The sequence below is a fragment of the Roseisolibacter agri genome, from assembly GCF_030159095.1.
GTDB lineage: Bacteria > Gemmatimonadota > Gemmatimonadetes > Gemmatimonadales > Gemmatimonadaceae > Roseisolibacter > Roseisolibacter agri.
The window spans coordinates 204,369-229,007 of the sequence record NZ_BRXS01000005.1 but is presented as its reverse complement, the minus strand read 5'-3'; the positions used below and the strand labels follow the sequence as shown (position 1 = coordinate 229,007).

Here is a 24,639-nt window from a genome sequence, read left to right as displayed (position 1 = left end):
CCGCGCACGCAAGCTCAGCGCAGCGGCTTCGCGCCGTCGCCCGGCGTGAAGAGCACTGTCTCGCGCCGCCCGTCGTAGCTCGCCTGCACCACGTTCACCTGGTCGCTGAACACCTCGGTCAGCAGCGCGTGCCGCACCCGCCCGCCGGCCGGCGACGCGGACGCCGCCGCGCGCAGGCAGAGCAGCAGCACGTCGCCCTCGCGGCGCGCGCCGCACCAGCGCAGCGCGATCGGCCGGCCGGTCCGGTCGGCGAGCGCGAACCGCGCGCCCACGTAGCGCTGCATCGCCGAATCCGGCGGCACGACGACGGCGCCGCCGCTCGCCGGGACCCCGCGCGTCACGACCGACGCGAAGTCGTCCGCGAACACGCGCACGCCGACCTGGATCACGCGCGTGGCGGGATCCCACGTCAGCTGCGCGACCGACGAGTGCAGCGGATGCGCCTCGCCCAGCAGCATCGCCAGCAGCGGGAGCGCGCGCGCGATCACGGCGCGGCCTCCGGCTCGCGGCGCAGCGTGTCGAGCACCGCGCGCGCGGTGTCCGGCCCCGCGTGATCCCACCACGCCGACACGGCCAGCGCACGCGCCAGATACGAGCGCGCGGCCCGCGCGTCGCCGTCGGCGCGCGCGATCATCCCCGCGTGGTAGAGCAGCAGCGCGTCCTGCGTCCCCAGCGCGAGCGCCGGCGCCATCGCGGCGCGCGCCTCCCGCACGCGTCCGTTGCGGTAGAGCGCCCACGCCAGCACGTCGTGCCCGTACGCGTCGCGCCGCGTCGCCAGCTCGGCCCGCGCGGCGTCGAGCACCTGTGGCAGCTGCCGGCCGTGGTCCAGCAGGAAGAGGCTCCACGCACGGTGGTACGCGCCCGGCTGCCGGCCGGCGGCGACCTCCATCGTGCGCGCGTGCTCCGCGGCCCGCGCGCTGTCCCCGCGCGCGGCATACGCATCGCTCATCACGCCGAGCGTCGCCGGGTCGAGCGCGATGCCGACGGCGCGCTCACCGTGCGCGATCGCGTCGTCCCACCGGTGGCGCGCCGCCATCAGCCGCGCCACCGCGGCGTGCAGCCGGTGGTCCTCCGGCGACGCCGCGAGCCCCGCACGCAGCGCGCGCTCCGCCGATCGCGCGCGGCCCTGCCGCAGCTCGAGGTCGGCCACGCGCAGCTGCCACCACGCGACCCGCTCGCGCGGCACGCCGGGCTGCGACAGCGCGACCGCGCGCGCGCGATGCAGCAGCACGCGCGCGGTCGCGCTGTCGCCGCGCAGCTCGGCCCACCGCGCGAGCGTCGGCGCGACGATGCCGGACGTGCGCGCGCGCCCGTCGATCGAGTCCAGCGCCGCGCGCGCGCAGGCGTAGTCACCCAGCTCCAGGCACGCCTCGCCGAGCAGCGCGCGGTGGGCGGCGACCCACGGCGCGGCGGCCGAGAGCGGCGCCGCGACGCCGCGCGCGTCGGCGAAGCGGTGCTGCGACATCAGGCTCGACGCGAGCGCGACGGCCGCCGCCTCGTTGTGCACCGTGCGCAGCGCCAGCGACGCCCGCGCCGACCGCTCGGCGCGCAGCACGTCCGCGAAGTCCGCCGTCTCGCGCGAGCGCTGCAGGTACAGCGCGGCCAGCGTCGCGCGATCGATCGCGCTCTCCGGATCGCCGGCCGCGCGCGCCTCGTAGAACGCGACGTCGCGCGTGCGAACCTCGCGCTCCGCGGCGGCCGACGCCGTCGCCTCGCGCTCGTGCGTCGCGCGCTCCATCGCGAGCAGGCGGCGCGTCGTCCACCAGCCGCCGCCACCACCGACCGTGAGCGCGAGCAGCAGCCCCGCGCCGAGTCTCCGCCCGTTCATCCGTCACTCCTGGCGCGGTCCGCGCGGCCTCACAGCGTCGGGGAGGCGAGGTACGGGAACGCGTTCGAGAACGGCTTGTCGTTCGCGCCCACGTTGTCCGTGCACAGCGGCAGCGCGCCCGGTGCGCAGCTCGCGCCCGCGGGGCTCAGCAGGCTGCTGAAGATCGCGATCAGCCCGACGTCGACGACGTCGTCGGTCAGCTTGCGGCCGCCATAGCCCTCGGCCAGCGCCCACGAGAGCCAGCCCGCGGTGCTCGCCGGCTTCGACGCGTCGACGACCAGCATGTCGGGATAGAGCACGCCCGACACGGTCTGCGCGTAGGCCGCCGGACGGCCCGCGACGCCGGTGATGAACTGGTCCGTCTGCGGACGGAACGTCGCGGTGTTGTAGGGCTGCGTGCGGTTGTACGCCTCGTGCTGCGCCTTGACGATCGTGACCTCGCTGACCAGCGGGTTGCCGAGGAACTCGACCTGATCGTAGACGACGTCGCTGGCGGGATTGCCGGCGGCGAGCATCCCGGCGTCGGGACCGCTCACGCCGCTCGTGTTCGTGTCGGCGCATCCGGCGGCGACGAGCGCCAGGGCCGCGACGGCCGCCCACTGCATGGATTTCGACATGGCTCGCGTGCTCCTCGGGCGTGGGGTGTCGGCGTGCGGGCGCATTCAGCTCGCCCCGCCCGTGCGGGCGCGACTCGTCGTGCCCCACACGCCGAAGCGCTGCTGCTGGCCGTTGGTGAGCTCCTTGAGCGGCAGCTCGATCACGATCGCGAGGTCGTTGAGCCCGCGGACGAAGTCGACCGCGCTGCCGGCGGGCCGGAACGTCAGCGGCCCCTGCGTGATCGTCGACAGCGGGCCCGACTCCGGCTTCCGGTCGGGCAGGATGCGGAAGAACGCCTCGAGGTCGATGAAGAACGGATCGTCGCGCGGGCCGGCGAACACCTGCATCCCGTCCGCGCTGCCGAGCACCTGGTTCACGGGCCCCTCGACCTCGCGTCCGCCCTCGCTGCGCAGCAGCGTGTTGGCCGTGCCGACCTGTCGCGGCTTCGCGGGGCCGCGCACGTGCACGCGCTGCGCGCCGGGCCCGCCGGTGAACGTCACCTGGAGGACGAGGTCCTCGCGGGCGTCGCCGGTGTTGTCGATCTTGAGCTGGTAGAGGATCTGGCTCTCGTCGCCGAAGCGCGCGGTGGGCGTGCCCGCGGGCGTGAGCGGCGACGACGTCCCGAGCACGAGCGCGACGCGATCGGGGCTCGAGCCGGGGAAGGCGTAGACGTCGTTGACGTCGTAGCGCGGGTTGAACTCGACGAACGCGGTGTCCTGGTGGTCCGACGCGACGACGACGCCGGCCACGACGGTGGTGGCGAGCAGTGCGGCGGTCGTCGCCCTGATCGTCCGCCCGCGTGAGCGTGGGCTGCGCATGGGCTCTCCGGCTGCGTGGGTGCGGGAGCGGTCCTCGCTCCCCGAGGCGGCCTGGAGTGCCGATGCCGGACGCGGCGGCGGCGACAGGCCGTGGTGGGTGCGTGCGTGTGGGCTACGCCACCGACTCACGGCCGGATTGGAAAGAGCTGCGTGCTGCGTGCCGCGTGCTGCGTGTGGGCTCCTGCCCTCGGCAGTCGATGCCATGCCCGGCCTGCCCGAACTACTCGAGGGGGATACGGATGCTCCGGATGAGCCGGATCATCCGTGAACGGCGAACGGCTTTGACAGGATTGGACGGATTGAACGGACAGGAGCCGGATTACCTCCCGTGTGGTGGCGACGTTCTACGTGCCACGCGGAGCGTAATCCGGCTCCTGTCCGTCTAATCCGTTGTAATCCCGTCCAATGCCGTTCGGGTCTGGCGAGCCGATGTCGGCCACGCAGCACGCAGCACGCAGCGTTACTCCGGCGCCATCTCCCACCCCGCCGGCGCCGGCGACAGCGCGTGGTACTTCACGCTCCGCCGCGGCTCCGCCATCATCGGCTCCACCGCGTCGCGCCACGTCGCGTAGTGCGCGGTCGCCTTGTGCCGCGCCGGGTCCTCGCTCGTGCGATAGATCTCGACCAGCACGAAGCGCGTCGGGTCGTCCTGCTGCTGCACGACGTCGAAGCGCACGATGCCCGGCTCCTCGCGGCTGTGGCGCGCGTTCTCCAGCGAGGCCCTCGCGAACGCGTCGACGGCGTCGGGCTTCACGTGGACGTGCACGTGGACGATCAGCATGGCGGCTCGGAGTGAGGGTCGTCGGCCGGCGGCGCGCCGTCCAGCGCGCGCGCGAGCAGCGCGAGCAGCGCGCGCGGCTCCACCGGCCGTGGGTTGGGATACGGACGCGCGGTCGCCAGCGTCACCGCGCGATCGAGGTCGGCCTCGCGAAGGCCGAGCGCGCGCAGCGACGTGCGCGTGCCCGCGGCGTGCGCGACGTCCGCCAGCAGCGCGTGCAGCGCGCGCACTGCGTCGTCGGTCCCGAGCGCGCGCGCGGCCGCATCCATCGCGTCGCGCGCGGCCGGCGCGTTGTACGCCACCGTGTGCGGCAGCATCACCGCGTGCGTCTCGGCGTGCGGCAGCCCGAAGCTCCCGCCCAGCACGTGGCAGAGCTTGTGGTGCAGCCCCATCGTCGAGGCGCCGAGCGCGAGGCCCGCGAGCCACGCGCCATACAGCGCGCCGGTGCGCGCGGCGAGGTCGTCGGGCGCGCGCACGACGCGCGGGATCGCAGTGGCCAGCGCGCGCAGCCCCTCGGCCGCCAGCAGCGCGACCACCGGGTTCACGTCGGGCGCGTACAGCGCCTCCATGCAGTGCGCGATCGCGTTCAGCGCGCTCGGCCCCGACACCGCGGGCGGCAGGTCGAGGGTCAGCGCCGGGTCGTAGAGCACCGCGCGCGGCCGCACGCGCTCGTCGCGCCCGGTCTCCTTCGCGCCGTCGCGCGTGACGCCCCAGATCGGCGTCATCTCGGAGCCCGAGTACGTGGTCGGCACCGCGACGCTGCCCGGCCCGCCCGCGAGCGCGATCGCCTTCGCCATCCCGATCGCCGATCCGCCGCCGATCGCCACCACCAGGTCCGCGCCCACGTCGCGCGCGTTCGCGGCGACGGCGTCGGCGACGGCGGCGGGCACGTGCATCACCGCCCGCCGGTCGAGCCCCGCCAGTCGGGCGCCCAGCAGCGCCGATGCGCGCTCCACGAGGGCGGCGCGCCCCGCGCTCGCGACCAGCAGCACGCGCCGCGCGCCCAGCTCGTCCACCACGGACGGCAGCCGCTCGAGCGCGCCCGCGCCGAAGACCACGCGGGCCGGCATGGGCGCGACCGTGAAGCCGCCGCGCAGCAGGGCGTCGGTGAGGGGGGCGGGGCTGGACGGACCGCTCATGGCGCCTGGGTTCATGGCGCCTCAAGTATACCCGGCGCGCGCGACGACCGTCCCCGCACGAGTGGTGCGGGGACGGTCGTCAGATCGGCGGCCGCTGGCGGCGCCTCAGACCGTGAGCGCCGACGCGAGCTCCAGCTCGCGCTCGGCCAGCTGCTCGCGCAGGAAGCGCGACTGCGGGTCGTCCCGGTCGCGCGGCGGCAGCGCCTGCCGCACGTCGCGCAGGTCCCTCAGGTACCGCGCCTCACGGATGGCCAGCAGGTTCTCGATGTAGGCCGCAGCGGTCATGCGGAGCTCTCCCGGGTCAGGGGTCTGTCGGCCGCACATGCAGGCCCGGGGCCACGGCCGGCCGCGAGGCCCGACTGCCCCACCCTCGCCTCCGCCATGTCCGGCGCCGCCGGGGAATGCTACTATCGGCCGGTCGGACTCCAGCCGCCCCCCTCGCCGGCAGGTGAGCCATGCCCCTGCAGGACCCCACCGCCTGGATGGACGACCTCAACGTCTACCTCGACGACGAGGAGGTCGCCAGCACCGCCGCCCTCTGGGAGCCCGAGCTGCTCTACCGCGGCTCGCGCGTCGGCGCCGCCCTCTGGCTCGCGGTCGTCGGCCTCGTCGCCGGCGTGCTCGGCGCCGTCACGTTCAGCCCCGGCATCCGCGGCTCGCTCGCCGCGTTCGGCGCGTACCTGCTCGCGGTCCTCGTCGTGCTGCGCGCCGTGGGCCCGCTGACGCGCCGCCTGCTCGACGCGTCGATGACCTTCCACGCGAAGTCCACGGTCTTCTGGGCCGTGCTGCTGGCGGCGGCGGCGATGCTCGGCGCCGCGCGCGACGCGACGTGGGCCGCGTACGCCATCAGCGTCGGCGGCGGCGTGCTGCTCGGCATCGTCCACGGCGGCAACACGCCGCGCACCGTCCGGCGCGAGGACGCCTGGATGATGGCCGCGCTGCCGCTCGCGCCGCTCTGCACGGGCGTGGCCACCTGGGTGCACCGCAACGCGCTCGGATCGATGGGGAGCATCGCGGCGGCCGCGGTGGCGGGCGCGATCGCCGGCGCGTACTTCGTGCCGATGTCGGCGCTGCTGGCGTGGTCGCGCAACGAGGCGCACGGGCTCGCGCAGCTCGCGAAGCTCTACCTGCACAACGAGAACTTCGCGGCGCGCGCGGTGGCGTGCCTCGACCGCGCGATCGCGCTCGCGCCGGACGACGCGGAGCTCTACAACCTGCGCGGCACCGCGTACTCCAAGCTCGACGACGCCGAGCGCGCGGCGGCCGACTGGGCGCGCATGACGGCGCTCCTGCCGCAGCGCGCGGAGCCGATCATGAACCTGGGCGTCGACCACCTGCGGCGCGGGCAGCTCGACCGCGCCGTGGAGCTGCTGGAGCACGCGCTGCAGCTCGACGGCAACGACGCGACCATCCACAGCAACCTCGGCGCGGCGCTGGAGCGGCGCGGCGACCTCGATCGCGCCATCGCGCACTACGACCACGCGATCGCCATCCGCCCGCGCTACCCGAACGCGTTCGCCAACCGGGCGTTCGCGCACTTCCGCCGCGGCGACCACGCACGGGCGGTGGCGGACTGCGAGCGCGCGCTCACGCTGCAGCCGCACTTCGCCAACGCCGCCGTCAACCGCGCGCACGCCCTCGGCGCGATGGGCGAGCACGCGGCGGCGGCGCGGAGCTACCGCGAGGCGCTCGAGATGGACCCGTCGCCGGAGGTACGCGAGGAGGCGCTGCGCGGGCTCGAGGCGCTGGGCGCTGCCGCCGACGACGACTCGGCGCCGTCGTGACGCGGCCGGCGCGCGACACGTCGCCGTGGCGGCTCGCGCTGCTCGTCGCGGAGGGCTACGCCTGGCTGCTGGGCATCGTCGCCGCGTTCGCGGGCGTGGTCGCGTTCCTCGCCTGGGGCCTGCTCGCGCGCCGTCCGATGGTGGCGGTCGTCGCGCTCTTCGTCGGCGTGCCGTCCGTGCTCGTCACCGCGGCGGCGATCCGCGCGCTCTTCTTCCGGCTCCCCGCGCCGCGCGGCGTGGCGCTCGCGCCCGGCGACGCGCCCGCACTGGCGGCCGAGGTGGAAGCGCTCGCGCGCGCGATGGGCGCGCCGCGCGTGGAGCGCATCGTCGTCACGACCGCGTTCAACGCCAGCATCGTGCAGACGGGCTTCCCGTTCGGCCGCCCGCGCGGCACGCTGCTGCTGGGCTTCCCCGTGCTGGCGACGCTGTCGGTCGCGCAGCTGCGCGCCGTCGTCGCGCACGAGCTGGCGCACCTCGTCCACGCGCACGGCTGGCTCGCGGGCCTCGTCTACCGCACGCGCCGCTCGTGGATGCAGCTCGCCACGGCGGTGCACGAGCGCGGCACCATGCCGATCTTCGTGCGCTGGCCGCTCGCGCGCTACGTGCCGCGCCTGGAGGCGCAGTCGGCCGCGGTGGCGCGCACGCAGGAGCTGCTCGCCGACGGCATCGCGGCCGCGCACACCGACGCGCGCACGACCGCCGACACGCTGGCGCTCATCGACGTCGGCGGCCGGCTGCTGGACGAGCGCTTCTGGCCCGCCGTGCGCGCCGCGATCGACGACGAGCCCGAGCCGCCGCACGCGTTCGCGCGCCTGCGCCGCGACGGCGTGCGCACCGCCGACGACGCGGCCGAGCCGTCGCTGCTCGCGGAGCTGCTGGCGTCGTCCACCGAGCCGCACGACAGCCATCCCTGCCTCGCGGAGCGCCTCGCCGCGCTCGGCGAGCCCGCGCGCCTGCCGCCGCGCACCGAGCGTTCGGCCGGCGAGGCGCTGCTCGGCGCGCGCTTCGACACGCTCGCCGCGCAGCTCGACGACGAGTGGCGGGCCGCCTGCGCCGGCCCGTGGCGGGCGCGGCATGAATCGGTGCGGCGCCGGCGCGCCCGCCTCGCCGCGCTGGAGGCCGGCCCGCCGTCCGCCGACGCGACGTTCGAGCGCGCGACGCTCGTGGAGGCGCTGCGTGGCGCCGACGAGGCGCTCCCGCTCTACCGCGCGGCGCTCGACGCCGATCCCGAGCACGCGCGTGCGGCGCTGGCGATCGGCCGCCTCCTCCTGGACGCGGACGACGAGGCGGGCGTGCCGCTCGTGGAGCGCGCGCTGGCGCGCGATCCGGCGCTGGAGGGCGAGGGGTGCGCGCTGCTGGAGCGCTTCCACGCCGATCGCGGCCGCGAGGTCGAGGCGCATCGCTGGCACACGCGCGCCACGCGACACGCCACGCGCACCGCCATGGCGGAGGCCGAGCGGACGACGGTGAGCCCGCTCGACCGCTTCGTGCCGCACGAGCTGGACGCGGCGGCGCTGGCCCTCGTGCGCGAGGCGCTGGCCCGCGAGCCCGCGGTGCGCGAGGCCTTCCTCGCGGTGCGCGAGCTGCGCCACTCCCCCGGCCGGCCGTGCGTGCTCGGGCTGACGGCCGCGGGCGACGGCGCGGACGCCGTGGCGGACCGCGTGCGCGGCGCCGCGGCGCTGGGCGAGGAGACGGCGGTCGTGCTGCTGGACCGGCGGCAGCAGGCGCTGCGCGAGGTGCTGGCCGGCGTGCCCGGGGCGCGGATCGGCTGAGCGATCTGCCATGCCGCGCGCATTGCCCCAACCGGTGCGCCCGTCTAGCTTTAGGTCAGCGACACATGCGCCGACGCGCATACACCGCTGATGGACAAGGGCCCTCGCTCTCGCGGGGCCCTTTTTTCGTTCCGCCAAGGAGAGTGCGCTTGAAGGAAGAGGCCATCGAGCTCGAGGGCGTCATCACCGAGGTGCTGCCCAGCGCCATGTTCCGGGTCTCGCTCGACGCCGGCCACGTCGTCATGGCGACGCTCGCCGGGAAGATGCGGAAGTTCCGCATCCGCGTCCTCGCCGGGGACCGCGTGAAGGTCGACGTCTCGCCGTACGACCTCTCGCGCGGCCGCATCACGTTCCGCCACAAGACGTGATCGCGCGCCGGTCCGCCGCCGTCACCGATCCCGATTCCCTTCCGGTCCGAGGAGCAGCCATGAGCCAGACGCCCCAGCCCTTCGCCTTCGTCGACGCCGATCGCACCTTCACGTGCGTCGTCGAGGCGTCGCGCCACGCCCGCAACGACGCGTGGTGGTGGTTCCAGGTCTCGACCGAGCAGCACCAGCGCCACGCGCCCTTCCGCGCCGAGCCGGACGACACGCCCGCGACGGTCCAGGCGCGCGTGGTCGCGTACTACGACGAGCTGCTGGCGCGCCGCGCCGCGCCGGCGCCGAGCCGCTGGAACCGTCGCCCCACGACGACCGCGGCCGCCACGCCCGAGCAGACGTCCTGACCGTGCCACGCCGACGGTGCGCGTCGCGACGCGCGCACCGTCAGCGGAACTGCACCTCCGCGCCCGCCACCACGGTGCGCTGCGCGAAGAACGACGGTACCAGCGTGCGCGTGCGGTAGCGCGCGTCGTACGTCACGGCCGTCGCGTTGGCCCGCCCCGCGACGTTGAGCACCTCCACGAAGGGCGTCAGCAGCACGCTCGGCGTGCGCACGAAGCGCATCACGCGCAGGTCGGCGCGCGCGTGCGCCGGCAGCCGGTCGCCCATCGTCGCGCCGTAGGCCGGCGCGAACCGCCCGTCCGCCAGCGCGGTGCCGCCCACGACGGGCGTGAGGGGCGTGCCGGTGCCGTAACGCACCGTCGAGCCCACGCTCCACTCGCGCGGCAGCGCCACGGTCGCCGACGCGGTGACGGAGTGCGTGACGTCGAACGGCGCGCGCACGCGGGTGCCGTCGGCCAGGCGCACCGTCGCGTCCAGCAGCGACCACGCGAGCCATCCCGTGACGCGCCCACTGCCCGTGCGCTGCGCGATCAGGTCGAGCCCGCGCGACGTGCCGGACGTGATGCGCGGCCCGTCGCCGTGCGCGGCGTAGTCCGCGTACGCCTTGTGGTACCCCTCCACGCGGAGCGTGCCCGTTGGGGCCTCGCGCTCCAGCCCGACGACGAGGTGGCGCGCGGTACCCGGGATGCCGGACGGCGTCCCCGCATCCGGGACCGTCGGCGTCGCGCGCCAGCGGCCCTGGTGGAACACGCCGCCGCTCACGCGCCCCGTCCACGCGCCGCGCCGCGCGGCGACCGCCACGCGCGGATCGAGCGTCGTGCGCGACTCGCCGGGCAGACGGTCCGCGCGCACGCCCGCGGTCAGCGTCGCCGCGCCCTGCGTCCACTCGGCCTCCGCCCACCCGCCGTGGTGCCGCGCGCGGCTCGTAGCCCCGCCGAGCCCGCGCGTCGGTGAGGTCGGTGCGACGCTCGCCGTCGTCGGCAGCGTGCCGCGCTCGGTGCGCGCGAACGCGCCCTCCTCCGCGCCGCCGCGCACCGTGAGCGCGGTCGACGCCGTCCACTCGACGTCGGCGCGTGCGACGAGGCTTCCCTCGTCGCGGTCGCGCGCCAGCACGCCGAAGTCCCACGCGTTGTCGCGCCGGCTGCCCGCCACGCTCGCGCGCACGAGCACCGGCGCGCGCGGCGCCACCCAGCGCGACGACACGAGCAGCGCGCGCGTGCCGCCCGCCGAGTGGAACGGGCCCGTCCACCCGTGCGCGCCGACGATGCGCCGTGCCTCGTCGCGCTCGACGAGCGCCGTCGCGCGCAGCTCGCTGGTCGGCGACGGCGACGCGACGAACGATGCGATCGCCTCCTCGGAATGTGGCGCGCCGTCGAACTCGCGCGTCCGTCCGTGCGTCGCCAGCAGCGCGCCGGTATGGCTGACCCGCGCACTGGCCCACGCGCCCGCGCGCCGGCCGATGGGCGCGCGCGCGGTGCCGCTGGCCTGCACGAGGCTCGCGCCGGCACGCAGCTGCCGCTCGCGCGGCCGGCCGTCAGTCTCGATCTCGAGCACGCCCGAGAGCGCGTTGCCGTGGCGGGCCGAGAAGCCGCCGCTGGAGTAGCGCACGCCGCGCACGACGAAGGGCTCCAGCGCGCCGAACATCCCGCCGCCGAGCCCCTCGAACCGCGCGATCGAGAGCACGCGGCCGCCGTCCAGCGAGAGCGAGGTCTCGGCCGGGTCGCCGCCACGCGTGTAGACGTCGCTCCCCTCGCCCACGCGGGTCGCGCCGGGCTGCAGCTGCACCGCCTGCAGGACGTCGGCGCCCGCGCCAGCGGCCATCAGCACCTGCGCGCGCCCCACGGTCCGCACGGACGGCGTGGCCAAGAGCGGCGCGGACGCGGTGGCGACCACGCGCACGGCGTTCAGCGCCGCGGCCGACGACGGAGCGACCGGCGCCGTCGTGGCGCCCGCACTGTCGGCGAGGGCGCGCAGTGCGCCATCCGACGGGAAGAGGCGGGCGCCTCGGGCCCACACGGCGCGGGCGCTGTCCGCGCGACCGGCGCGACTCCACAGGACGCCGCGCATCTCGAAGGCGCGCGCGAGCCGCGGGTTGGCCGTCGCGTCGCCGGAGTGCTGCAGGAGCACGTCCAGCTCACGCGCCGCGCGCGGCGCCCGGCCCAGGAATGCTGGCGACCGGAAGTGGATGGACGCGAGCACGAAGCGGGCGACCCAGTGGTTCGTGTCGAGCTCGAGCGCCGTCTCCAGCAGCTCGATCGCCTGCGCGCTCAGCTCGCCCTGCGTCGCGAAGTCGGCGGACGGGAGGACGCACTGGCTGAGCGCGCGGGCGAGGCCGACGATCGCCTCGACGTCGCGGGGCTGGCGGGCGAGCCGCGCGCGGAAGAGCGCCTCCGCCCGACGCCCCGGCGGGAGGGCGGCCGCCGCCTGACCCCGCTCGGCCAGCCCGACGCACTCCTGCAGGTCGGGGTTCGGCGCGGCGGCCTGGGCAGCGGCGAGGGACGGGACCGAGCACAGGAGGGCGAGGACGGCGAGCGAGCGGCGGGCGGAGCGCATGGCGGGCACCTCAGGATGCGACGGGGTCGGCGACGGCCGGCGGAATGTTTACAGCGTCAACATTGTAGCGGATGTTGACGCTGTCAACACATATTTTCCGGACATGTCTCCCCGAGCCCGCTCCGACTCCGCCGCCGCCGACGAGCCGCGCGCCTACCACCACGGCGATCTCCGGCCCGCGCTCATCCGCGCCGCGCTGACGCTGCTGCGGACGGAGGGGCCCGAGGCGCTGACGCTACGCGGCGTCGCCCGAGCGGCCGGTGTCAGCCAGACGGCACCCTACCGCCACTTTGCCGACAGACGGGAGCTGGTGGCTGCGGTGGCGGAGGACGGCTTCCGCCGCATGCGCGAGGCGATGCTGGAGGCGGCGCGGTCGGCCGAGGGCCCGGCGGGCTTCCGGCAGGTGGCCTTCGCCTACGTGCGCTTCGCCCACGCGCACCCGGCCGAATACCGCGTGATGTTCGGGCCGGAGGTGGCGCGGCACGCCGACTTTCCCGATCTGCGCGCCGAGTCGCACGGAATCCTCGGCTTCGTGGCCGAGGGGATCGGCGCGCTGCAGACGGCGGGACTCGTGGGCCCCGGCGACCCCGCGATCATGGCCGTCGCGCTCTGGTCGATGCTGCACGGCCTCGTGATGCTCTCGCTCGACGGGCAGACGGCCGGCGTCGCGCCGTCGCTGGAGGCGCTGGTCGAGGAGACGACGCGGCTGATGATGTTCGGGATGGCGCGGCGGCCGGCGCCCTGACGCACCCTCAGCGGCCGCCCGGGTCGTCGGCCATCGCGGCCACCACCTCGACCAGCCGGTCGAGGTCCGCATCGCTCGTCGGGATCCCGACCGAGGCTCGCACCGCGCCCACCGCGTGGCCGCGCAGGCAGTCCGCGAACCGCTCCAGGCTCCACCCCGCGCGCGTCGTCGCCGCCAGACAGCGCGCGGTCGCCTCGAAGGGGAAGCCGAACGCCGCCTCCGACGCGCCCGGGTTGCAGAAGCAGCCGCCGCGCACCGACACGCGCGCCGCGCGCGCCCGCGCCTCCACGTCCGAGAACGGAATGGCGTCGCCGCGCGCGTCGAGCACGTTGAACGTCACCGTGCCGCCGCGGTCGCAGGGGTCCGCCGGGCCGTAGAGCCGCACCAGCGGCGCGCCGTCGCGGTGCGTGAGCGCGCCCAGCGCGGCGACGAGTCGCGCGGTGAGCGCCGCGACGCGCGTGCGCACGCGGTCGAGCCCCACGTCGTCGAGGAAGTCGAGCCCCGCGCCGATGGCACCGAGCGCGAGGAAGTCCGCCGTGCCGTCCTCGAAGCCGTCGGCGCCGGGCCGCAGCAGGTGCGTGCCGTGCTGCACCGAGACGTACTCCACCGTCCCGCCCGCGAACCACGGCCGCCGCAGCGCCGCCAGCGCGTCGTGGCGCGCGACCAGCGCGCCGACGCCGGTGGGATAGCCGAACATCTTGTAGAACGAGAGCGCGACGAAGTCCGCCGGCACCGCGCGCAGCGAGAGGGGGCTCGTCGGCACCCAGGCGGCTGCATCCAGCAGCACCGCGTAGCCCAGCGAGCGCGCCGCGCGCACGAGGGACAGCGGATGCCGCGCGCCCGAGAAGTTGGACTGCGCCGGAAACGCCAGCAGCCCCTGCCCCGCGTGCGTCGCGCGCAGCGCCCGCAGCGACGCCTCGGGGCGCGCGAGGCGGAGCTGTTCGTCCAGCGGCAGCACGTGCACCGCGGCGCCCGCGCGACGTGCGTGCTCGCGCAGCCCGTTCACCGAGTTGTGGTTGTCGGCCGAGAGCACGAGCGGTGCCTCGCGCCCGAACGCGTACGCCTCGCCCACCAGCCGCAGCGCGCCCGTGGCGTTCGGCGTGAAGACGACCGCGTACTCCGACGGATCGGCGTCGAGGAAGCGCAGCACGCGCGCGCGCGCCTCCGCGATGAGCGCGGAGCTGGCGAGCGACGCCGGGCTCTCCGCGTGCGGGTTGCCGAGCACGGCGCCGCGCAGCAGCTCCGCGTGCGCGGTGACCAGCGACTCGGGATAGAGCGCGCTGCCCGTGTAGTCGAGGTACGCGTGGGAGTCGGCGTCCAGCCGCGCGAACTCGCGCGCGCGCAGCGCGGCGAAGTCCACGTCCGCATCGATGCCGAATGCCTGCGTGCGGCGCAGCGTCTCGGTCAGCATCCGCGCCTCCGCATGCGCGCCACCGCGCCGCTGGCCGGGGTGAGCGTGGCACCAGGCTCCGGCACGGCGCCCGCGCGCGGGACGCCGCCGAAGTAGCGGCTCAGCTCCGCGACGCGCGCGTCGGCGTTCACCGGGTTCATCACCTGCTCCATCCAGTCGAGCAGCCCGCCGCGCAGGAAGTAGACGCGCTGGTGGCCGGCCGCGCGCAGCAGCACCCAGGCCTGCGCCGCGTGCGCGCCGCCCTCGCTGTAGAGCACGAGCGTCTGGCCCGCGCTCGGCCGCAATGCCGCCACCTCCGCCATCCCCAGTCGCTCGGCGCTCGGGATGTGGTAGGCCGCGTACTCGGAGTCCGCGCGCACGTCGATCACGCGCAGCCCGTCCTTCCGCTCGCGGATCCACTGCGCCAGCTCGACGGCGGTGACGTGGTCCGCCTCGCGGTCGATCTCGCGCGCCAGCGCCGCAACGTCGACGGCGCCACCGCGCGGCGCGGGCGCGGGGCTTCCCATGAGCGCCGCGCCGACCGCGAGCAGCGCGGCCACGCCCGCGAGGATGCGAGTGGTCGTCATGCGACGCGCCGCGCGCCGCGCGCCCGCTCGATCCGGCCCGCGACCGCGAAGCCGGCGAGCGCCAGCGCGACGATCAGCAGCACGACCGCGCCCTGCGACACGCCGAGCCGCGCGGGCAGCGTGTCCACGCCGCGCGCCGTGCTCGTGAAGAAGCCGGCGATGCGCGGCAGCGCCGCACCCGCGAGCAGCACGCCGGCGAGGAAGCCGGCGACGACCGCGAGCCCGTCGCCGCGGCCGGTCGCCGCGCTCACGCACGCGGTGCCCGGGCACAGCCCCGCCGTCGCCATCCCGACGCCGAACTGCGCGCCGCCCGCGAGCTGCGGCAGCAGCCACGTCTCGGGCACGTGCACCAGCGACAGGTCCAGCACTCCGAGACGCGACAGCCAGAACGCGCCCAGCATCGCCGTCACGATCGCGCTGAACATCACCTTGAAGACGGCGAGGTCCGTGAGGTAGAACTGCGCGACGAGCTTGCGCGCGTTCCCCAGCCCCGCGCGCTCCAGGCACCAGCCGAACGCGATGCCGACCAGCAGCGCGGCCGCGAGCGCGCCGGCCGCGCCCAGCGCGCCCGTCTCGGTGAGCGGGGCCGTCACGTCCACACCCGCCGCAGCGCCCACGCCGCGCCGTACGCCGTCGCGAACGCCGCCCCGACGAAGAGCCAGCTGCCGACGCTCAGCAGCGCGCCCCCGGTGAGCGCCTGGCCGCTGGTGCAGCCGCGCGCGAGCACCGCGCCCGCGCCCATCACCGCGCCGCCGCCGATCGCCAGCAGCACCCGCTCCGCGATCGACGTGCGCGGCCCGCGGTCCACCGCGAGGCGCAGCCGCCCCGCCAGCGCCGCCGACGCGAAGCCGCCGATCATCACGCCGAGGATCTCGACCACCAGCCAGTCGCGCAGCAGGCCGCCGGCGTCCAGGTGGTCGGCGAAGAACGCGTTCGCGCGCGCGGCCGCCGGCGACGCGGCGTCCACCACCGTCGCCGCGGCGGTCGCGAACGCGCCGGAGGCGCCGAGCCCGCGCCCCACCAGCACGAACGCGGCGAGCAGCACGAGCCCCAGGCCGACGCCGGTGAGGTACGGATCCGCGTACGGACGCGGCGCGCGAGCGCTCACGGCTTCGCGCTCCCGCTGGCGCCGCGGGCCGCCGGGTTCTCGACCGGCAGCTCGGGGCGGCGCCCCCACTCCTGGTACGAGCCGTCGAACAGCCGGACCGGATGCCCCAGCGTGCGCGCCGCGAACAGCACCGCGGTGGCCTGCTGCCCGATGTGGCAGTACGCGACCACCGTGTCGCGCGGCCCCACGCCCGCCGCGCGGAAGAGCGCCGTCAGCTCCTCGGCGCTGCGCAGGCGCATGCGGTCGTCGGTGACCTGCGTGAACGGCAGGCTGCGCGCGCCGGCGACGTGACCGCGGCGCGCGTCGTTCCCCTCCACGCCGTCGTAGAACACCGCCGCGCGCGCGTCGATGACGCGGCTGCCGGGCGCGTTCACGTGCGCCTTCACGTACTCGGCGTCCACGACCAGCGGCCGCGTGCGCAGCGGCGACAGCTTCCCGACCGTGCGCGCCGGCACCTCGGCCGTCGTCGGATGGCCGGCCGCCGACCACGCGCTCATGCCGCCGTCCAGCAGCGACGTGCGCGCGCCGAGCCCCGCGTGGTCGAGCGTGAAGACGATGCGCGTCGCGGGCGACACCCAGTCGTTGCCGTAGTACACGACCACGCGCGACCGGTCGGAGATGCCGAGCGCCTGCAGCTGCGCGCGGAGGGAGTCGGGCGAGGGGAGCTCCAGCATCAACCCGTTCGCGTGGTCCATGCTCGACACGGAGACGTCGCGCATCGACACGTAGCGCGCGCCGGGCAGGTGGGCGCGGTCGTACTCGGCCTTGTCGCCGACGTGCAGCAGCACGAGGTCGGGATCCCTCAGGTGCTCGGCCAGCCAGGTGGGCGTCACGAGCAGCGCGGCGCGCGAGTCGACCTGCGGCTGGCGGCCGGTCGATCGGTCGGTCGATCGGTCGGTCGTGCGGTCCGGCGGCAGCTCGAGGACCGGCGCGAGGAGCAGCGGGGCCGCCGCGAGGAGGCGGGCGGTGTGGCGTGGGATCGGCATCGGGGCTCCCGTCGGGGTGGTGCGCCGCGGTGTGCGGTGCGCAGGCCCACGATGCCGCGAACGCCGGCGGGAGTGGTGGAAGCCGGATGCCGAGCTTGTGCGGGAACTGTGACGTCCTAGGACGTCTCAGGACGTCCGCGGCGCCGCGTCGAAGCGGTAGCCCGACTTCCACACCGTGACGATGTGGCGCGGGTGCGCGGGATCGACCTCCAGCTTGCGGCGCAGCTCCGCGACGTGCGAGTCGACCGTCCGCGACAGCACGAACGCGCCGTAGCCCCACACCTCCGTCAGCAGCTCGACGCGCGTGGCGACCGCGCCGTCGCGGTGGATGAGCGCCAGCAGCAGCTCGAACGCCTTGGGCGTGAGCGCACACGGGCGCCCGCCCCGCGTGACGGTGCGCGCGGCGGTGTCCACCACCACGTCGCCGAAGCGGATCAGGTGCGCCGGCGCGGCGACCGGCGCCCGCGCGGCCGCGCGCCGCAGCAGCGCGTTGACGCGCTCGATCAGCTCCAGCACGCCGAACGGCTTGGTGACGTACTGGTCGGCGTCCAGGCGGAAGCCGCGCACCTTGTCGGCCTCCTCGCCGCGCGCGGTGAGGATGATGACGGGCACCGCGTTGCGCTCCTTCCGGATCGCCTGCAGCACCTGGTAGCCGTCGAGCTCCGGCAGCATCAGGTCGAGGATGACGAGATCGGGCGACCACGCGCGCACCGCCTCCAGCCCCGCGCGCCCGTCCTCGGCGATGCGCGCCTCGTGGCGCTCGTGCTCGAGGTTGTACGCGATCCCCTCGGCCAGCGGGAGGTTGTCCTCGACCACCAGGATGCGCGCCATCAGCCGTGCACCGGCTCGGGTGCCGTGTGCGACGCGACGGTCGACTCGACGGCGTCGGCCGGATCGACCGGGAGCACGACCACGAACGTCGCGCCGCGCCCGTCTGGCGTCGCCTCGATGAAGGCGCGGCCGCCGTGCTGCGCCGCGACGTCGCGCACCACCGCGAGGCCGATGCCGCTGCCCGCGGTGTGTCCCACCGTGCGCCCACGCTGGTAGGGCTTCCACACGCTCTCGCGCTCGTTCGCGGGAACGCCGGAGCCCTCGTCCGTCACCTCGAGCCGCAGGGCGCCGTCGGCGTGGCGCAGCCGCACGCGCACCGTCTGGCCCACCGGCCCGTACTTCACGGCGTTGTCCAGCAGGTTGAGCAGGAGGTGGCGCAGCGCGGACGGTCGCAGCCGCAGCACGGGCACCCGCGCGGCGTCCACCGCGAGCTGCGCGCGGCGCGCGGCCGCCAGTGGCGCGAACTCGCCGACGATGCGCGTCACCTCGTCGCCGACGTCCACCGGCGCGCGGGCGCCGTCGTCGTCGCGGCCGAGGCGCGAGAAGCGCAGCACGCGCTCGACGAGCTGGCCCAGCCGCATCGTCTCGCGCTCCACGTTGTCCAGCGAGCGCGCGCGCTGCGCCTCGGTCGTGAAGCGGCCCAGCCGCAGCGTCTCGAGGTAGAGGCGCATCTGCGCCAGCGGCGTGCGCAGCTCGTGCGAGATGCTGTCGACGAAGTCGCCGCGCATGCGCGCCAGCTCGCCCTCGCGGCGGATCTGCCCGACGGCCACCAGCGACAGCGCGGCGGCGACCGAGAGCAGCCCCACCAGGAACGGGAGCCGCGAGCGCGGCAGCCCGCCGATGACCAGCGTGCCGGCGAGCGCCGGCTGGATCTGCGCGCGCACGCGCAGCGAGCCCACGCCGGGCGGCAGGCGCGTGCTGTCGTCGAGCGTCCAGTCGCGCACCGGCGCGGAGGCGAACAGCGTGGCGCCGGTGGCGTCGTCCACCTGCAGGTGCACGACCTCCGTGGCCGCGCGCCCGCGCGTGAACGCCTCCGGCAGGAGCCCGCGGTCGTTCATCACGCGGCGCAGCATCCCCGCGAAGGCGCCGCGCGAGTACTCCGCGCCGTAGACCAGCGTGTCACCCCACGCGGTGGGCATCAGCGTGTAGACCAGCACGCGCGGCACCGAGTCCAGCCGCGCGATCACGAGCGGGAAGCGTCCGACATCGCCGCCCCGGCGGATGTGCCGCGTGAGCGTGTCGTTGATCCACGCGCGCTCCTCGGCCGTGAACGGCGTGCGGCGGTCGGCGGAGGCCGGGTACGCGAGCGGGCGGTCGACCTCCCACCCTTCCATCGGATCGGCGTGCGAGTTCACGCCCAGCCCCAGGGTGTCGGTGCCGAGCTTCCACCCGAAGAACACCGCCGGGCTCGGGCCGTGGCGCGGCCGGTGGCAGCCGCACTGCGCGTCCATGGGGATGTAGTGCGCCAGCTCGCGCGCGTCGGGCACGCGCGGCGACGTGTGCATCCCCTCGCCGTGGTTCACCGCGCCCAGCAGCTCCTGCGTGGCGGCGCCGAGGCTCTCGCGGAGGTGCTGCTGGTAGCTCCAGGCCGCGAAGCCCGCGTAGTCCCGCAGCGCATGCTCGGCCACCGCGCGGTGCGACCGGATCGCCCGGTTCGCCTCGACGACTCCCACGGTGGTGAGGGCGACGCTCGCGAGCAGCAGCAGCGTCGGCCAGCGGAGGGGCGGGAGCCGCCAGGGTCCCATCGACAGCGGGAGGGGAGAGTGCGCGTGGACGGACGGAGGGCACGTCCACGATGCGTCGCCGTGGCCGCTGCCGCCAATGGGGGGAGTGTGCGAGAATGATGAATCGCGCCGCTCGTCCCCCACTCTCCAGCCACCGCTGCCGATGCCCACGGGACCGTCCACCCTCGACGCGCACGGCACGGCCACCGCGGCCGTGCGCCCTGGCCGGCGGCTCTCCGCCGTGGCCGACGCGCTGGTCGGCTCGGAGATCCTGAAGATCGCCGGCGAGGTCCGTGCGATGGTCGCGGCGGGCGCGCCGGTGTGCAACCTCACGGTCGGCGACTTCAGCCCGAGCGAGTTCCGCATCCCGCCGCACCTGGCGACGGAGATCGAGGCGGCGCTGCTGGCCGGCGAGACGAACTACCCGCCGTCGGCGGGCGTGGCGTCGCTGCGCGAGGCGGTGAGCGCGTTCTACCGCGAGTGGCTGGGCCTCGACTATCCGGCCGAGCAGGTGCTGATCACGGGCGGCGCGCGGCCGGCGATCTACGGGACGTACCGCACGGTCGTCGATCCGGGCGACCGCGTGGTGTACCCGGTGCCGTCGTGGAACAACAACCACTACTGCCACCTGTCGGGCGCGACCGGCGTGGCGGTGGAGTGCGACGCGGCGCACGCGTTCCTCCCATCGCGCGACGCGCTGGCGGGCGTGCTGCGGGGCGCGCGGCTGCTGGCGCTGAACTCCCCGCTCAACCCGGCGGGCACCGCGTTCACGGCGGACGCGCTGGCGGACGTGTGCGACCTGGTGCTGGAGGAGAACCGCCGCCGCGCCGCCACGGGCGAGCGCGCGCTCTTCCTGATGTACGACCAGGTGTACTGGATGCTGACCTTCGGCGAGACGCGGCACGTGATGCCGACGGTGCTGCGTCCGGAGATGGCGGACTACACGATCTACGTCGACGGGATCTCGAAGGCGTTCGCGGCGACGGGGCTGCGCGTGGGCTGGGCGGCGGGCCCGAAGGACGTGATCGCGCGCATGAGCGACCTGCTGGGCCACGTGGGCGCGTGGGCGCCGCGTGCGGAGCAGGTGGCGTCGGCGAAGGTGCTGGCGGCGACGGCGGAGGTGCGCGCGTACCAGCGGCAGATCGTGGACGGCGCGCGGCAGCGGCTGGACGCGCTGTACGACGGGCTGCGCGCGATGCGCGACGCGGGCCTCGCCGTCGAGGCCATCCCCCCGATGGGCGCGATCTATCTCAGCGTGCGCTTCGCGCTGCTGGGCCGCCGCACGCCGTCGGGCGCGGTGCTGCGCACGAACGAGGACGTGCGCGAGTACCTGCTGGAGGCCGCGGGGCTGGCGATCGTGCCGTTCCAGGCGTTCGGGCTGATGGAGGACACGGGGTGGTTCCGCATGTCGGTGGGCGCCGTGTCGCCCGCGGAGATCGCGGCGATGCTGCCGCGGCTGCGCGCGGCGCTGGAGGCGGTGGCGTAGCGCGGCATCGACGCGCCGGACCCGAACTGCATTGGACAGGATTACGACGGATTAGACGGACAAGATCGGATGTACGCTCCTCGCGGCGCATCGAGCGTCGCCGCCACATGGGAGGTAATCCGATCGTGTCCGTTCAATCCGTCCAATCCTGTCAAAGCCGTTCGTAGTTCCGGGTCCGCTGCGACACGCGTTAGGCTCGACGGGCGACAAAATCGCGGGTCGGCGACGCGCGGGCCCTCGGTTTGCAAAGGCGCGCGCTCGCGCGGCGCCGGATCGAGCTGGCGTACGCCTCACCGCACGCGGGAGGAACGATGGCAACGAAGCGAGCGTCGGGACGTCGATACGGGAAGGCCGCCGGCAAGCGGGTGGCGAGCGCGATGCGGCGCCGGAAGTCGGGCACGCTGAAGCGCGGCAAGGCGGGACACGGCGGCCGCGTCACGAGCCGCGAGCAGGCGATCGCGATCGGCCTGTCGGAGGCCCGCGAGGAGGGCGCCAAGGTGCCGCGCAAGCGCACCGGCGCGAAGAAGTCGACGGCGAAGAAGTCGACGGCGAGGAAGTCGACGGCGAGGAAGTCGACGGCGAAGAAGTCCACCGCGAAGCGCGGCACTGCGAAGCGCGGCACCGCGAAGAAGTCGACGGCGAAGCGCTCGACCGCGAGGAAATCGTCGGCGCGCAAGTCGACCGCGAAGAAGTCGACGGCGCGGAAGTCGACGACCAAGCGCTCGACCGCGAAGAAGTCGACCGCGAAGAAGTCGACCGCGCGGAAGTCCACCGCACGGAAGTCGACGCGCAAGACGGCCGCGAAGCGCGGCGGGGGCCGCAAGCGCGCCACGTCCCGGTCGTAATCCGACGTAGCGACCGGTCGCGGGACCGGCCGACGGCGGGCCGGATCGAGGGCCCGGGGAGCGGATCCCCGGGCCCTCGGCCGTTTCCGGACGGTCCGGGTTTGTTCGCATTTCGTCATGCGGACCATCCCGCTGAATCCCGATTGTCAACGATGCGTATGGCGACGGGTCCGCTGGCATCCCTCCGCGCGCGGCCGGCTGTCGAAGTCCGGACCCTGCGCGCGACCCCACGGCCCCTCCTCCGGGGCCGTCGGTGCGCTCCACCCGTCGCCGTTCGCCATCCCATGCGTCCACTCGGTCGCCGTCTCTCCGCGCTCGCCCTCCTGGCGCCCGCCACGCTCGCCGCCCAGCAGCCCGCTGCCCAGCCGCCCGCCCAGCAGCAGCGCGCGCCCGGCGCCGGCGCTCCGCCGGCGGGCGCCCGTCCGGGTGGTCCGGGTGGCCCCGGCGGTCCCGGCGCCGCCGCGCGCGCCCAGGTCCCGGCGGGCCCCGGCCAGATCGGCGGCGTCGCGTTCAACGCCACCAGCGGCCAGGCCATCCCGTCGGCCGCGGTCACCATCCGGTCGGCCGCCGACTCGTCGCTCGTGGGCGGCGCGCTGGCCAAGGCGGACGGCACCTTCCGCATCGAGGGGCTGCGGCCGGGCCGCTACACGGTCCGCCTGCGCGCCCTCGGCTACACGCCGCTGCTGAAGACGAACGTCGTCGTGACGCCGGACAACCCGCGCATCGACCTCGGGCGGCTGGCGCTGGAGCCCGCGCCGACCCAGCTCTCCGGCGTGCAGGTGCAGGCCGAGCGCGAGGAGGTGGCGCTGGCGCCGGACCGGAACGCGTACTCGGTGAAGGACATGCCCGCGACGTCCGGCGGCACCGCCGTCGACGTCCTGCGCAACGTCCCCGCGGTCGAGGTGGACGGCGACAACAAGGTGAGCCTGCGCGGCAACAGCAGCGTCGTCGTGCAGATCAACGGCCGCGTCACGCCGATGCGCGGCGAGCAGCTCGGCAACTTCCTCGCGCAGCTTCCGGCCAACATCGTCTCCAAGGTCGAGGTGGTGTCCAACCCGTCGGCCAAGAACGACCCCGAGGGGATGGCCGGCATCATCAACCTCGTGCTGAAGCAGGAGGCCGACCTCGGGACGAGCGGCGCCTTCTCGTTCGGCGGCGGCAGCACGCGCCAGATGACCGCGAACGGGAACCTCGGCCACCAGGAAGGCCGGTGGACGTTCTTCTCGAGCTACGGCTTCATGAAGGACCGCCGCACCGTCGAGGGCTACTCGACGCGCGCCATCGTGTCGTCGGCGTTCCCGGGCTCGCTCGACTCGGACCTCGACGGCGTGATGCGCCCGCAGTCGCACAGCGCGACGCTGACGGCGGAGTACAAGGCCGACAAGGTGAACACGTTCAGCAACAACCTCGTGCTCAACAAGCGCGCGATGGGGCGCCTGAACGGGAGCTTCTACCGCGACGTCGACGGCGCGGGCGCGATCACGTCGCGCAGCAACCAGTTCACCGACCAGGACCAGGGGGGCCTGATGGCGGACTACGCGGCCACCTGGCGCCGCACGGTCAAGCCGAACGCCAACCAGCTCGTGGTCGAGGGGCGCGTCAACCACACCCGCGACGAGAACGACGTGCTGTTCACGCGCGAGACGCTGAGCGGCACGGGCGCGTCAACGGGCACGCCGGCCGGCCTCGAGACCAACGAGACGCAGGAGCGCAGCACCAACGCCTTCGCGCAGGTCGACTGGACGCGCGAGCTGCGCAAGGGCACGAAGCTCGAGTCGGGCTACAAGGGCACGTTCCGCCACCAGACGAGCGACTTCGACGTCGCCACGGGCGTGCAGGGCGGCACGCTCGGCGCGGACCTCGCCCGCAGCAACGCCTACACGTACGACGAGCAGGTCAACGCCGGCTACGCGGTGCTGAGCCAGAACGTGGGCAAGTTCGACCTGCAGGGCGGCCTGCGCCTGGAGCAGGCGGCCAGCACCTTCGACCTGCGCACGACGAACAAGACGTACGACAACGACTACAAGAGCGCGTTCCCGAGCGCGATCGTGTCGTACAACCTCGACCCGCAGCGCCAGCTGAAGGCGAGCTACTCGAAGCGCATCCAGCGCCCGTTCGTGCAGCAGCTCAACCCGTTCGGCTTCCGCGAGGACGCGCTGACGGTCTTCGAGGGCAACCCGCGCCTGCAGCCGGAGTACACGCACTCGTACGAGCTGGGCTACCAGCAGTCGCTGCCGCGGAACCTCGGCTCGCTGCAGATCACGCCCTACCTGCGCCACACGGTCAACGCGGTGCGTCAGATCGGCGTCGTGGACGAGGCGGGCATCCTGCGCATCTCGTTCCAGAACGCGGCGACGAGCGACTCGTACGGCACGGACGCGAACCTGACCTTCCGCGCGGGCAAGCTCACGGGCTTCGGCGGCGCGAGCGTCTTCGAGAACCGCACGGACGCGGCCAACCTGGAGAACGCCACGTCGGTGAAGGCGTTCGGCTGGGCGACGCGCGCCAACGTGACGTGGAAGATCCTCCCGACTACGGACCTGCAGGCGTTCGGCTCGTACCGCGCGAAGATGAAGACCGAGCAGGGCACGCAGTCGCGCTTCCTGATGACGAACCTGGCCGTGCGCCACAAGCTGCGCGGCGACAAGGCGACGGCGACGCTCCGCATCATGGATCCGCTCGGGACGATGGGCTGGACGATCCACGCCAGCGACGGCCGCGTGATCCAGCTGATGGACCGCCGCTTCGGCGCCCGCGGCGCGTTCCTGAACTTCAGCTGGAACTTCGGCCAGGCGCCGCGCCTCCGCCCGCGTCCGCAGGAGGAGTCGGTGCCGCAGGCGGGCCAGCCCGGGCTGCCGTGATCCGCCCGCGGACCGCGGAACTGCAACTGCATCGGCAAGGATGAAAGTCTGACAAGATCTGATGACAGCGGAGGGCTCCACGTCG

23 protein-coding genes are annotated in these 24,639 nt (G+C 75.0%); 8 read left to right on the top strand and 15 right to left on the bottom strand.

The features are described from left to right. Positions 1 to 14: 14 nt before the first annotated feature. The 7 genes from rosag_RS16610 to rosag_RS16580 form a co-directional block, all read right to left on the bottom strand. The gene (locus tag rosag_RS16610) at positions 15 to 488 is read right to left on the bottom strand and encodes a DUF6702 family protein (RefSeq protein WP_284351279.1); all 474 of its coding nucleotides are present in this window, start codon (positions 486 to 488) and stop codon (positions 15 to 17) included. Continuing rightward, on the bottom strand, positions 485 to 1,828 hold the full coding sequence (locus rosag_RS16605) for a tetratricopeptide repeat protein (protein WP_284351278.1): 1,344 nt from the start codon (positions 1,826 to 1,828) through the stop codon (positions 485 to 487). Before rosag_RS16605 ends, rosag_RS16610 begins: the two co-directional genes overlap by 4 nt. Before the next feature lie 29 nt (positions 1,829 to 1,857). Then, the gene (locus tag rosag_RS16600) at positions 1,858 to 2,445 is read right to left on the bottom strand and encodes a DUF4331 family protein (protein WP_284351277.1); all 588 of its coding nucleotides are present in this window, start codon (positions 2,443 to 2,445) and stop codon (positions 1,858 to 1,860) included. A 45-nt stretch (positions 2,446 to 2,490) separates the two neighbouring features. Next, complete coding sequence (locus tag rosag_RS16595; RefSeq protein ID WP_284351276.1) at positions 2,491 to 3,243, bottom strand: DUF4331 family protein; 753 nt, start codon at positions 3,241 to 3,243, stop codon at positions 2,491 to 2,493. 460 nt (positions 3,244 to 3,703) lie between these two features. After that, complete coding sequence (locus rosag_RS16590) at positions 3,704 to 4,024, bottom strand: putative quinol monooxygenase (RefSeq protein WP_284351275.1); 321 nt, start codon at positions 4,022 to 4,024, stop codon at positions 3,704 to 3,706. Beyond that, positions 4,018 to 5,160 carry a maleylacetate reductase gene (locus rosag_RS16585; protein ID WP_284351274.1) on the bottom strand — a complete coding sequence of 381 codons (1,143 nt, stop codon included), beginning with the start codon at positions 5,158 to 5,160 and terminating at the stop codon, positions 4,018 to 4,020. The genes rosag_RS16590 and rosag_RS16585 overlap by 7 nt, the downstream gene beginning before the upstream one ends. Before the next feature lie 105 nt (positions 5,161 to 5,265). Next, positions 5,266 to 5,445 carry a hypothetical protein gene (locus rosag_RS16580; RefSeq protein ID WP_284351273.1) on the bottom strand — a complete coding sequence of 60 codons (180 nt, stop codon included), beginning with the start codon at positions 5,443 to 5,445 and terminating at the stop codon, positions 5,266 to 5,268. 170 nt (positions 5,446 to 5,615) lie between these two features. Between rosag_RS16580 and rosag_RS16575 the strand changes: the two genes are divergently transcribed. From rosag_RS16575 to rosag_RS16560, 4 genes are all read left to right on the top strand, one after another. Beyond that, complete coding sequence (locus tag rosag_RS16575) at positions 5,616 to 6,944, top strand: tetratricopeptide repeat protein (RefSeq protein ID WP_284351272.1); 1,329 nt, start codon at positions 5,616 to 5,618, stop codon at positions 6,942 to 6,944. Continuing rightward, a complete protein-coding gene (locus rosag_RS16570; protein ID WP_284351271.1) occupies positions 6,941 to 8,716 on the top strand; it encodes a M48 family metalloprotease in 1,776 nt (591 codons plus the stop codon). Before rosag_RS16575 ends, rosag_RS16570 begins: the two co-directional genes overlap by 4 nt. 149 nt (positions 8,717 to 8,865) lie before the next feature. Then, positions 8,866 to 9,084, top strand: coding sequence for a translation initiation factor IF-1 (infA, locus tag rosag_RS16565; protein WP_284351270.1), 219 nt, complete (start codon positions 8,866 to 8,868; stop codon positions 9,082 to 9,084). A 59-nt stretch (positions 9,085 to 9,143) separates the two neighbouring features. After that, positions 9,144 to 9,440 (top strand): hypothetical protein, encoded by a 297-nt coding sequence (locus rosag_RS16560; RefSeq protein WP_284351269.1) that lies wholly within the window; start codon positions 9,144 to 9,146, stop codon positions 9,438 to 9,440. Positions 9,441 to 9,480: 40 nt separating this feature from the next. Here rosag_RS16560 and rosag_RS16555 read toward each other — a convergent pair whose 3' ends face one another. Continuing rightward, positions 9,481 to 11,991, bottom strand: coding sequence for a hypothetical protein (locus rosag_RS16555; RefSeq protein WP_284351268.1), 2,511 nt, complete (start codon positions 11,989 to 11,991; stop codon positions 9,481 to 9,483). 103 nt (positions 11,992 to 12,094) lie between these two features. On the opposite strand from rosag_RS16555, the gene rosag_RS16550 reads away from it, so the two are divergent. Further along, the gene (locus tag rosag_RS16550; RefSeq protein WP_284351267.1) at positions 12,095 to 12,736 is read left to right on the top strand and encodes a TetR/AcrR family transcriptional regulator; all 642 of its coding nucleotides are present in this window, start codon (positions 12,095 to 12,097) and stop codon (positions 12,734 to 12,736) included. A 7-nt stretch (positions 12,737 to 12,743) separates the two neighbouring features. On the opposite strand, the gene rosag_RS16545 is transcribed toward rosag_RS16550, so the two are convergent. The 7 genes from rosag_RS16545 to rosag_RS16515 all read right to left on the bottom strand — a co-directional run bounded on the left by rosag_RS16545 (position 12,744) and on the right by rosag_RS16515 (position 19,383). Further along, entirely contained in the window at positions 12,744 to 14,147 is a 1,404-nt protein-coding gene (locus rosag_RS16545) for an aminotransferase class V-fold PLP-dependent enzyme (protein ID WP_284351266.1), read from the bottom strand. After that, positions 14,141 to 14,713, bottom strand: coding sequence for a rhodanese-like domain-containing protein (locus rosag_RS16540; RefSeq protein WP_284351265.1), 573 nt, complete (start codon positions 14,711 to 14,713; stop codon positions 14,141 to 14,143). Before rosag_RS16540 ends, rosag_RS16545 begins: the two co-directional genes overlap by 7 nt. Further along, complete coding sequence (locus rosag_RS16535) at positions 14,710 to 15,306, bottom strand: YeeE/YedE thiosulfate transporter family protein (protein WP_284351264.1); 597 nt, start codon at positions 15,304 to 15,306, stop codon at positions 14,710 to 14,712. Before rosag_RS16535 ends, rosag_RS16540 begins: the two co-directional genes overlap by 4 nt. Then, positions 15,303 to 15,821, bottom strand: a complete 519-nt coding sequence (locus tag rosag_RS16530) for a YeeE/YedE thiosulfate transporter family protein (RefSeq protein WP_284351263.1) — start codon at positions 15,819 to 15,821, stop codon at positions 15,303 to 15,305. Before rosag_RS16530 ends, rosag_RS16535 begins: the two co-directional genes overlap by 4 nt. Then, on the bottom strand, positions 15,818 to 16,807 hold the full coding sequence (locus rosag_RS16525; RefSeq protein WP_284351262.1) for a sulfurtransferase: 990 nt from the start codon (positions 16,805 to 16,807) through the stop codon (positions 15,818 to 15,820). Before rosag_RS16525 ends, rosag_RS16530 begins: the two co-directional genes overlap by 4 nt. A gap of 126 nt (positions 16,808 to 16,933) precedes the next feature. Further along, positions 16,934 to 17,638, bottom strand: a complete 705-nt coding sequence (locus tag rosag_RS16520) for a response regulator transcription factor (protein ID WP_284351261.1) — start codon at positions 17,636 to 17,638, stop codon at positions 16,934 to 16,936. Beyond that, positions 17,638 to 19,383: a sensor histidine kinase gene (locus rosag_RS16515; protein WP_284351260.1), complete on the bottom strand. Its 1,746-nt coding sequence runs from the start codon at positions 19,381 to 19,383 to the stop codon at positions 17,638 to 17,640. Before rosag_RS16515 ends, rosag_RS16520 begins: the two co-directional genes overlap by 1 nt. A 142-nt stretch (positions 19,384 to 19,525) precedes the next feature. Here rosag_RS16515 and rosag_RS16510 point away from each other — a divergent pair, with 142 nt between their 5' ends. The 3 genes from rosag_RS16510 (at position 19,526) to rosag_RS16500 (ending at position 24,554) form a co-directional block, all read left to right on the top strand. Continuing rightward, entirely contained in the window at positions 19,526 to 20,848 is a 1,323-nt protein-coding gene (locus tag rosag_RS16510) for a pyridoxal phosphate-dependent aminotransferase (protein ID WP_284351259.1), read from the top strand. 311 nt (positions 20,849 to 21,159) lie between these two features. Next, entirely contained in the window at positions 21,160 to 21,693 is a 534-nt protein-coding gene (locus rosag_RS25425; RefSeq protein ID WP_345784846.1) for a DUF6496 domain-containing protein, read from the top strand. A 284-nt stretch (positions 21,694 to 21,977) separates the two neighbouring features. Continuing rightward, positions 21,978 to 24,554: a TonB-dependent receptor domain-containing protein gene (locus tag rosag_RS16500; RefSeq protein WP_284351257.1), complete on the top strand. Its 2,577-nt coding sequence runs from the start codon at positions 21,978 to 21,980 to the stop codon at positions 24,552 to 24,554. The last annotated feature ends 85 nt before the right edge of the window (positions 24,555 to 24,639 follow it).

Excerpts from the sequence above, each read along its gene's own strand:
- rosag_RS16605 (WP_284351278.1), bottom strand. The coding sequence starts at position 1,828 with ATGAACGGGCGGAGACTCGGCGCGGGGCTGCTGCTCGCGCTCACGGTC.
- rosag_RS16600 (WP_284351277.1), bottom strand. The coding sequence starts at position 2,445 with ATGTCGAAATCCATGCAGTGGGCGGCCGTCGCGGCCCTGGCGCTCGTC.
- rosag_RS16595 (WP_284351276.1), bottom strand. The coding sequence starts at position 3,243 with ATGCGCAGCCCACGCTCACGCGGGCGGACGATCAGGGCGACGACCGCC.
- rosag_RS16590 (WP_284351275.1), bottom strand. The coding sequence starts at position 4,024 with ATGCTGATCGTCCACGTGCACGTCCACGTGAAGCCCGACGCCGTCGAC.
- rosag_RS16585 (WP_284351274.1), bottom strand. The coding sequence starts at position 5,160 with ATGAGCGGTCCGTCCAGCCCCGCCCCCCTCACCGACGCCCTGCTGCGC.
- rosag_RS16580 (WP_284351273.1), bottom strand. The coding sequence starts at position 5,445 with ATGACCGCTGCGGCCTACATCGAGAACCTGCTGGCCATCCGTGAGGCG.
- rosag_RS16575 (WP_284351272.1), top strand. The coding sequence starts at position 5,616 with ATGCCCCTGCAGGACCCCACCGCCTGGATGGACGACCTCAACGTCTAC.
- rosag_RS16560 (WP_284351269.1), top strand. The coding sequence starts at position 9,144 with ATGAGCCAGACGCCCCAGCCCTTCGCCTTCGTCGACGCCGATCGCACC.
- rosag_RS16555 (WP_284351268.1), bottom strand. The coding sequence starts at position 11,991 with ATGCGCTCCGCCCGCCGCTCGCTCGCCGTCCTCGCCCTCCTGTGCTCG.
- rosag_RS16550 (WP_284351267.1), top strand. The coding sequence starts at position 12,095 with ATGTCTCCCCGAGCCCGCTCCGACTCCGCCGCCGCCGACGAGCCGCGC.
- rosag_RS16545 (WP_284351266.1), bottom strand. The coding sequence starts at position 14,147 with ATGCTGACCGAGACGCTGCGCCGCACGCAGGCATTCGGCATCGATGCG.
- rosag_RS16540 (WP_284351265.1), bottom strand. The coding sequence starts at position 14,713 with ATGACGACCACTCGCATCCTCGCGGGCGTGGCCGCGCTGCTCGCGGTC.
- rosag_RS16525 (WP_284351262.1), bottom strand. The coding sequence starts at position 16,807 with ATGCCGATCCCACGCCACACCGCCCGCCTCCTCGCGGCGGCCCCGCTG.
- rosag_RS16520 (WP_284351261.1), bottom strand. The coding sequence starts at position 17,638 with ATGGCGCGCATCCTGGTGGTCGAGGACAACCTCCCGCTGGCCGAGGGG.
- rosag_RS16515 (WP_284351260.1), bottom strand. The coding sequence starts at position 19,383 with ATGGGACCCTGGCGGCTCCCGCCCCTCCGCTGGCCGACGCTGCTGCTG.
- rosag_RS16510 (WP_284351259.1), top strand. The coding sequence starts at position 19,526 with ATGCCCACGGGACCGTCCACCCTCGACGCGCACGGCACGGCCACCGCG.
- rosag_RS25425 (WP_345784846.1), top strand. The coding sequence starts at position 21,160 with ATGGCAACGAAGCGAGCGTCGGGACGTCGATACGGGAAGGCCGCCGGC.
- rosag_RS16500 (WP_284351257.1), top strand. The coding sequence starts at position 21,978 with ATGCGTCCACTCGGTCGCCGTCTCTCCGCGCTCGCCCTCCTGGCGCCC.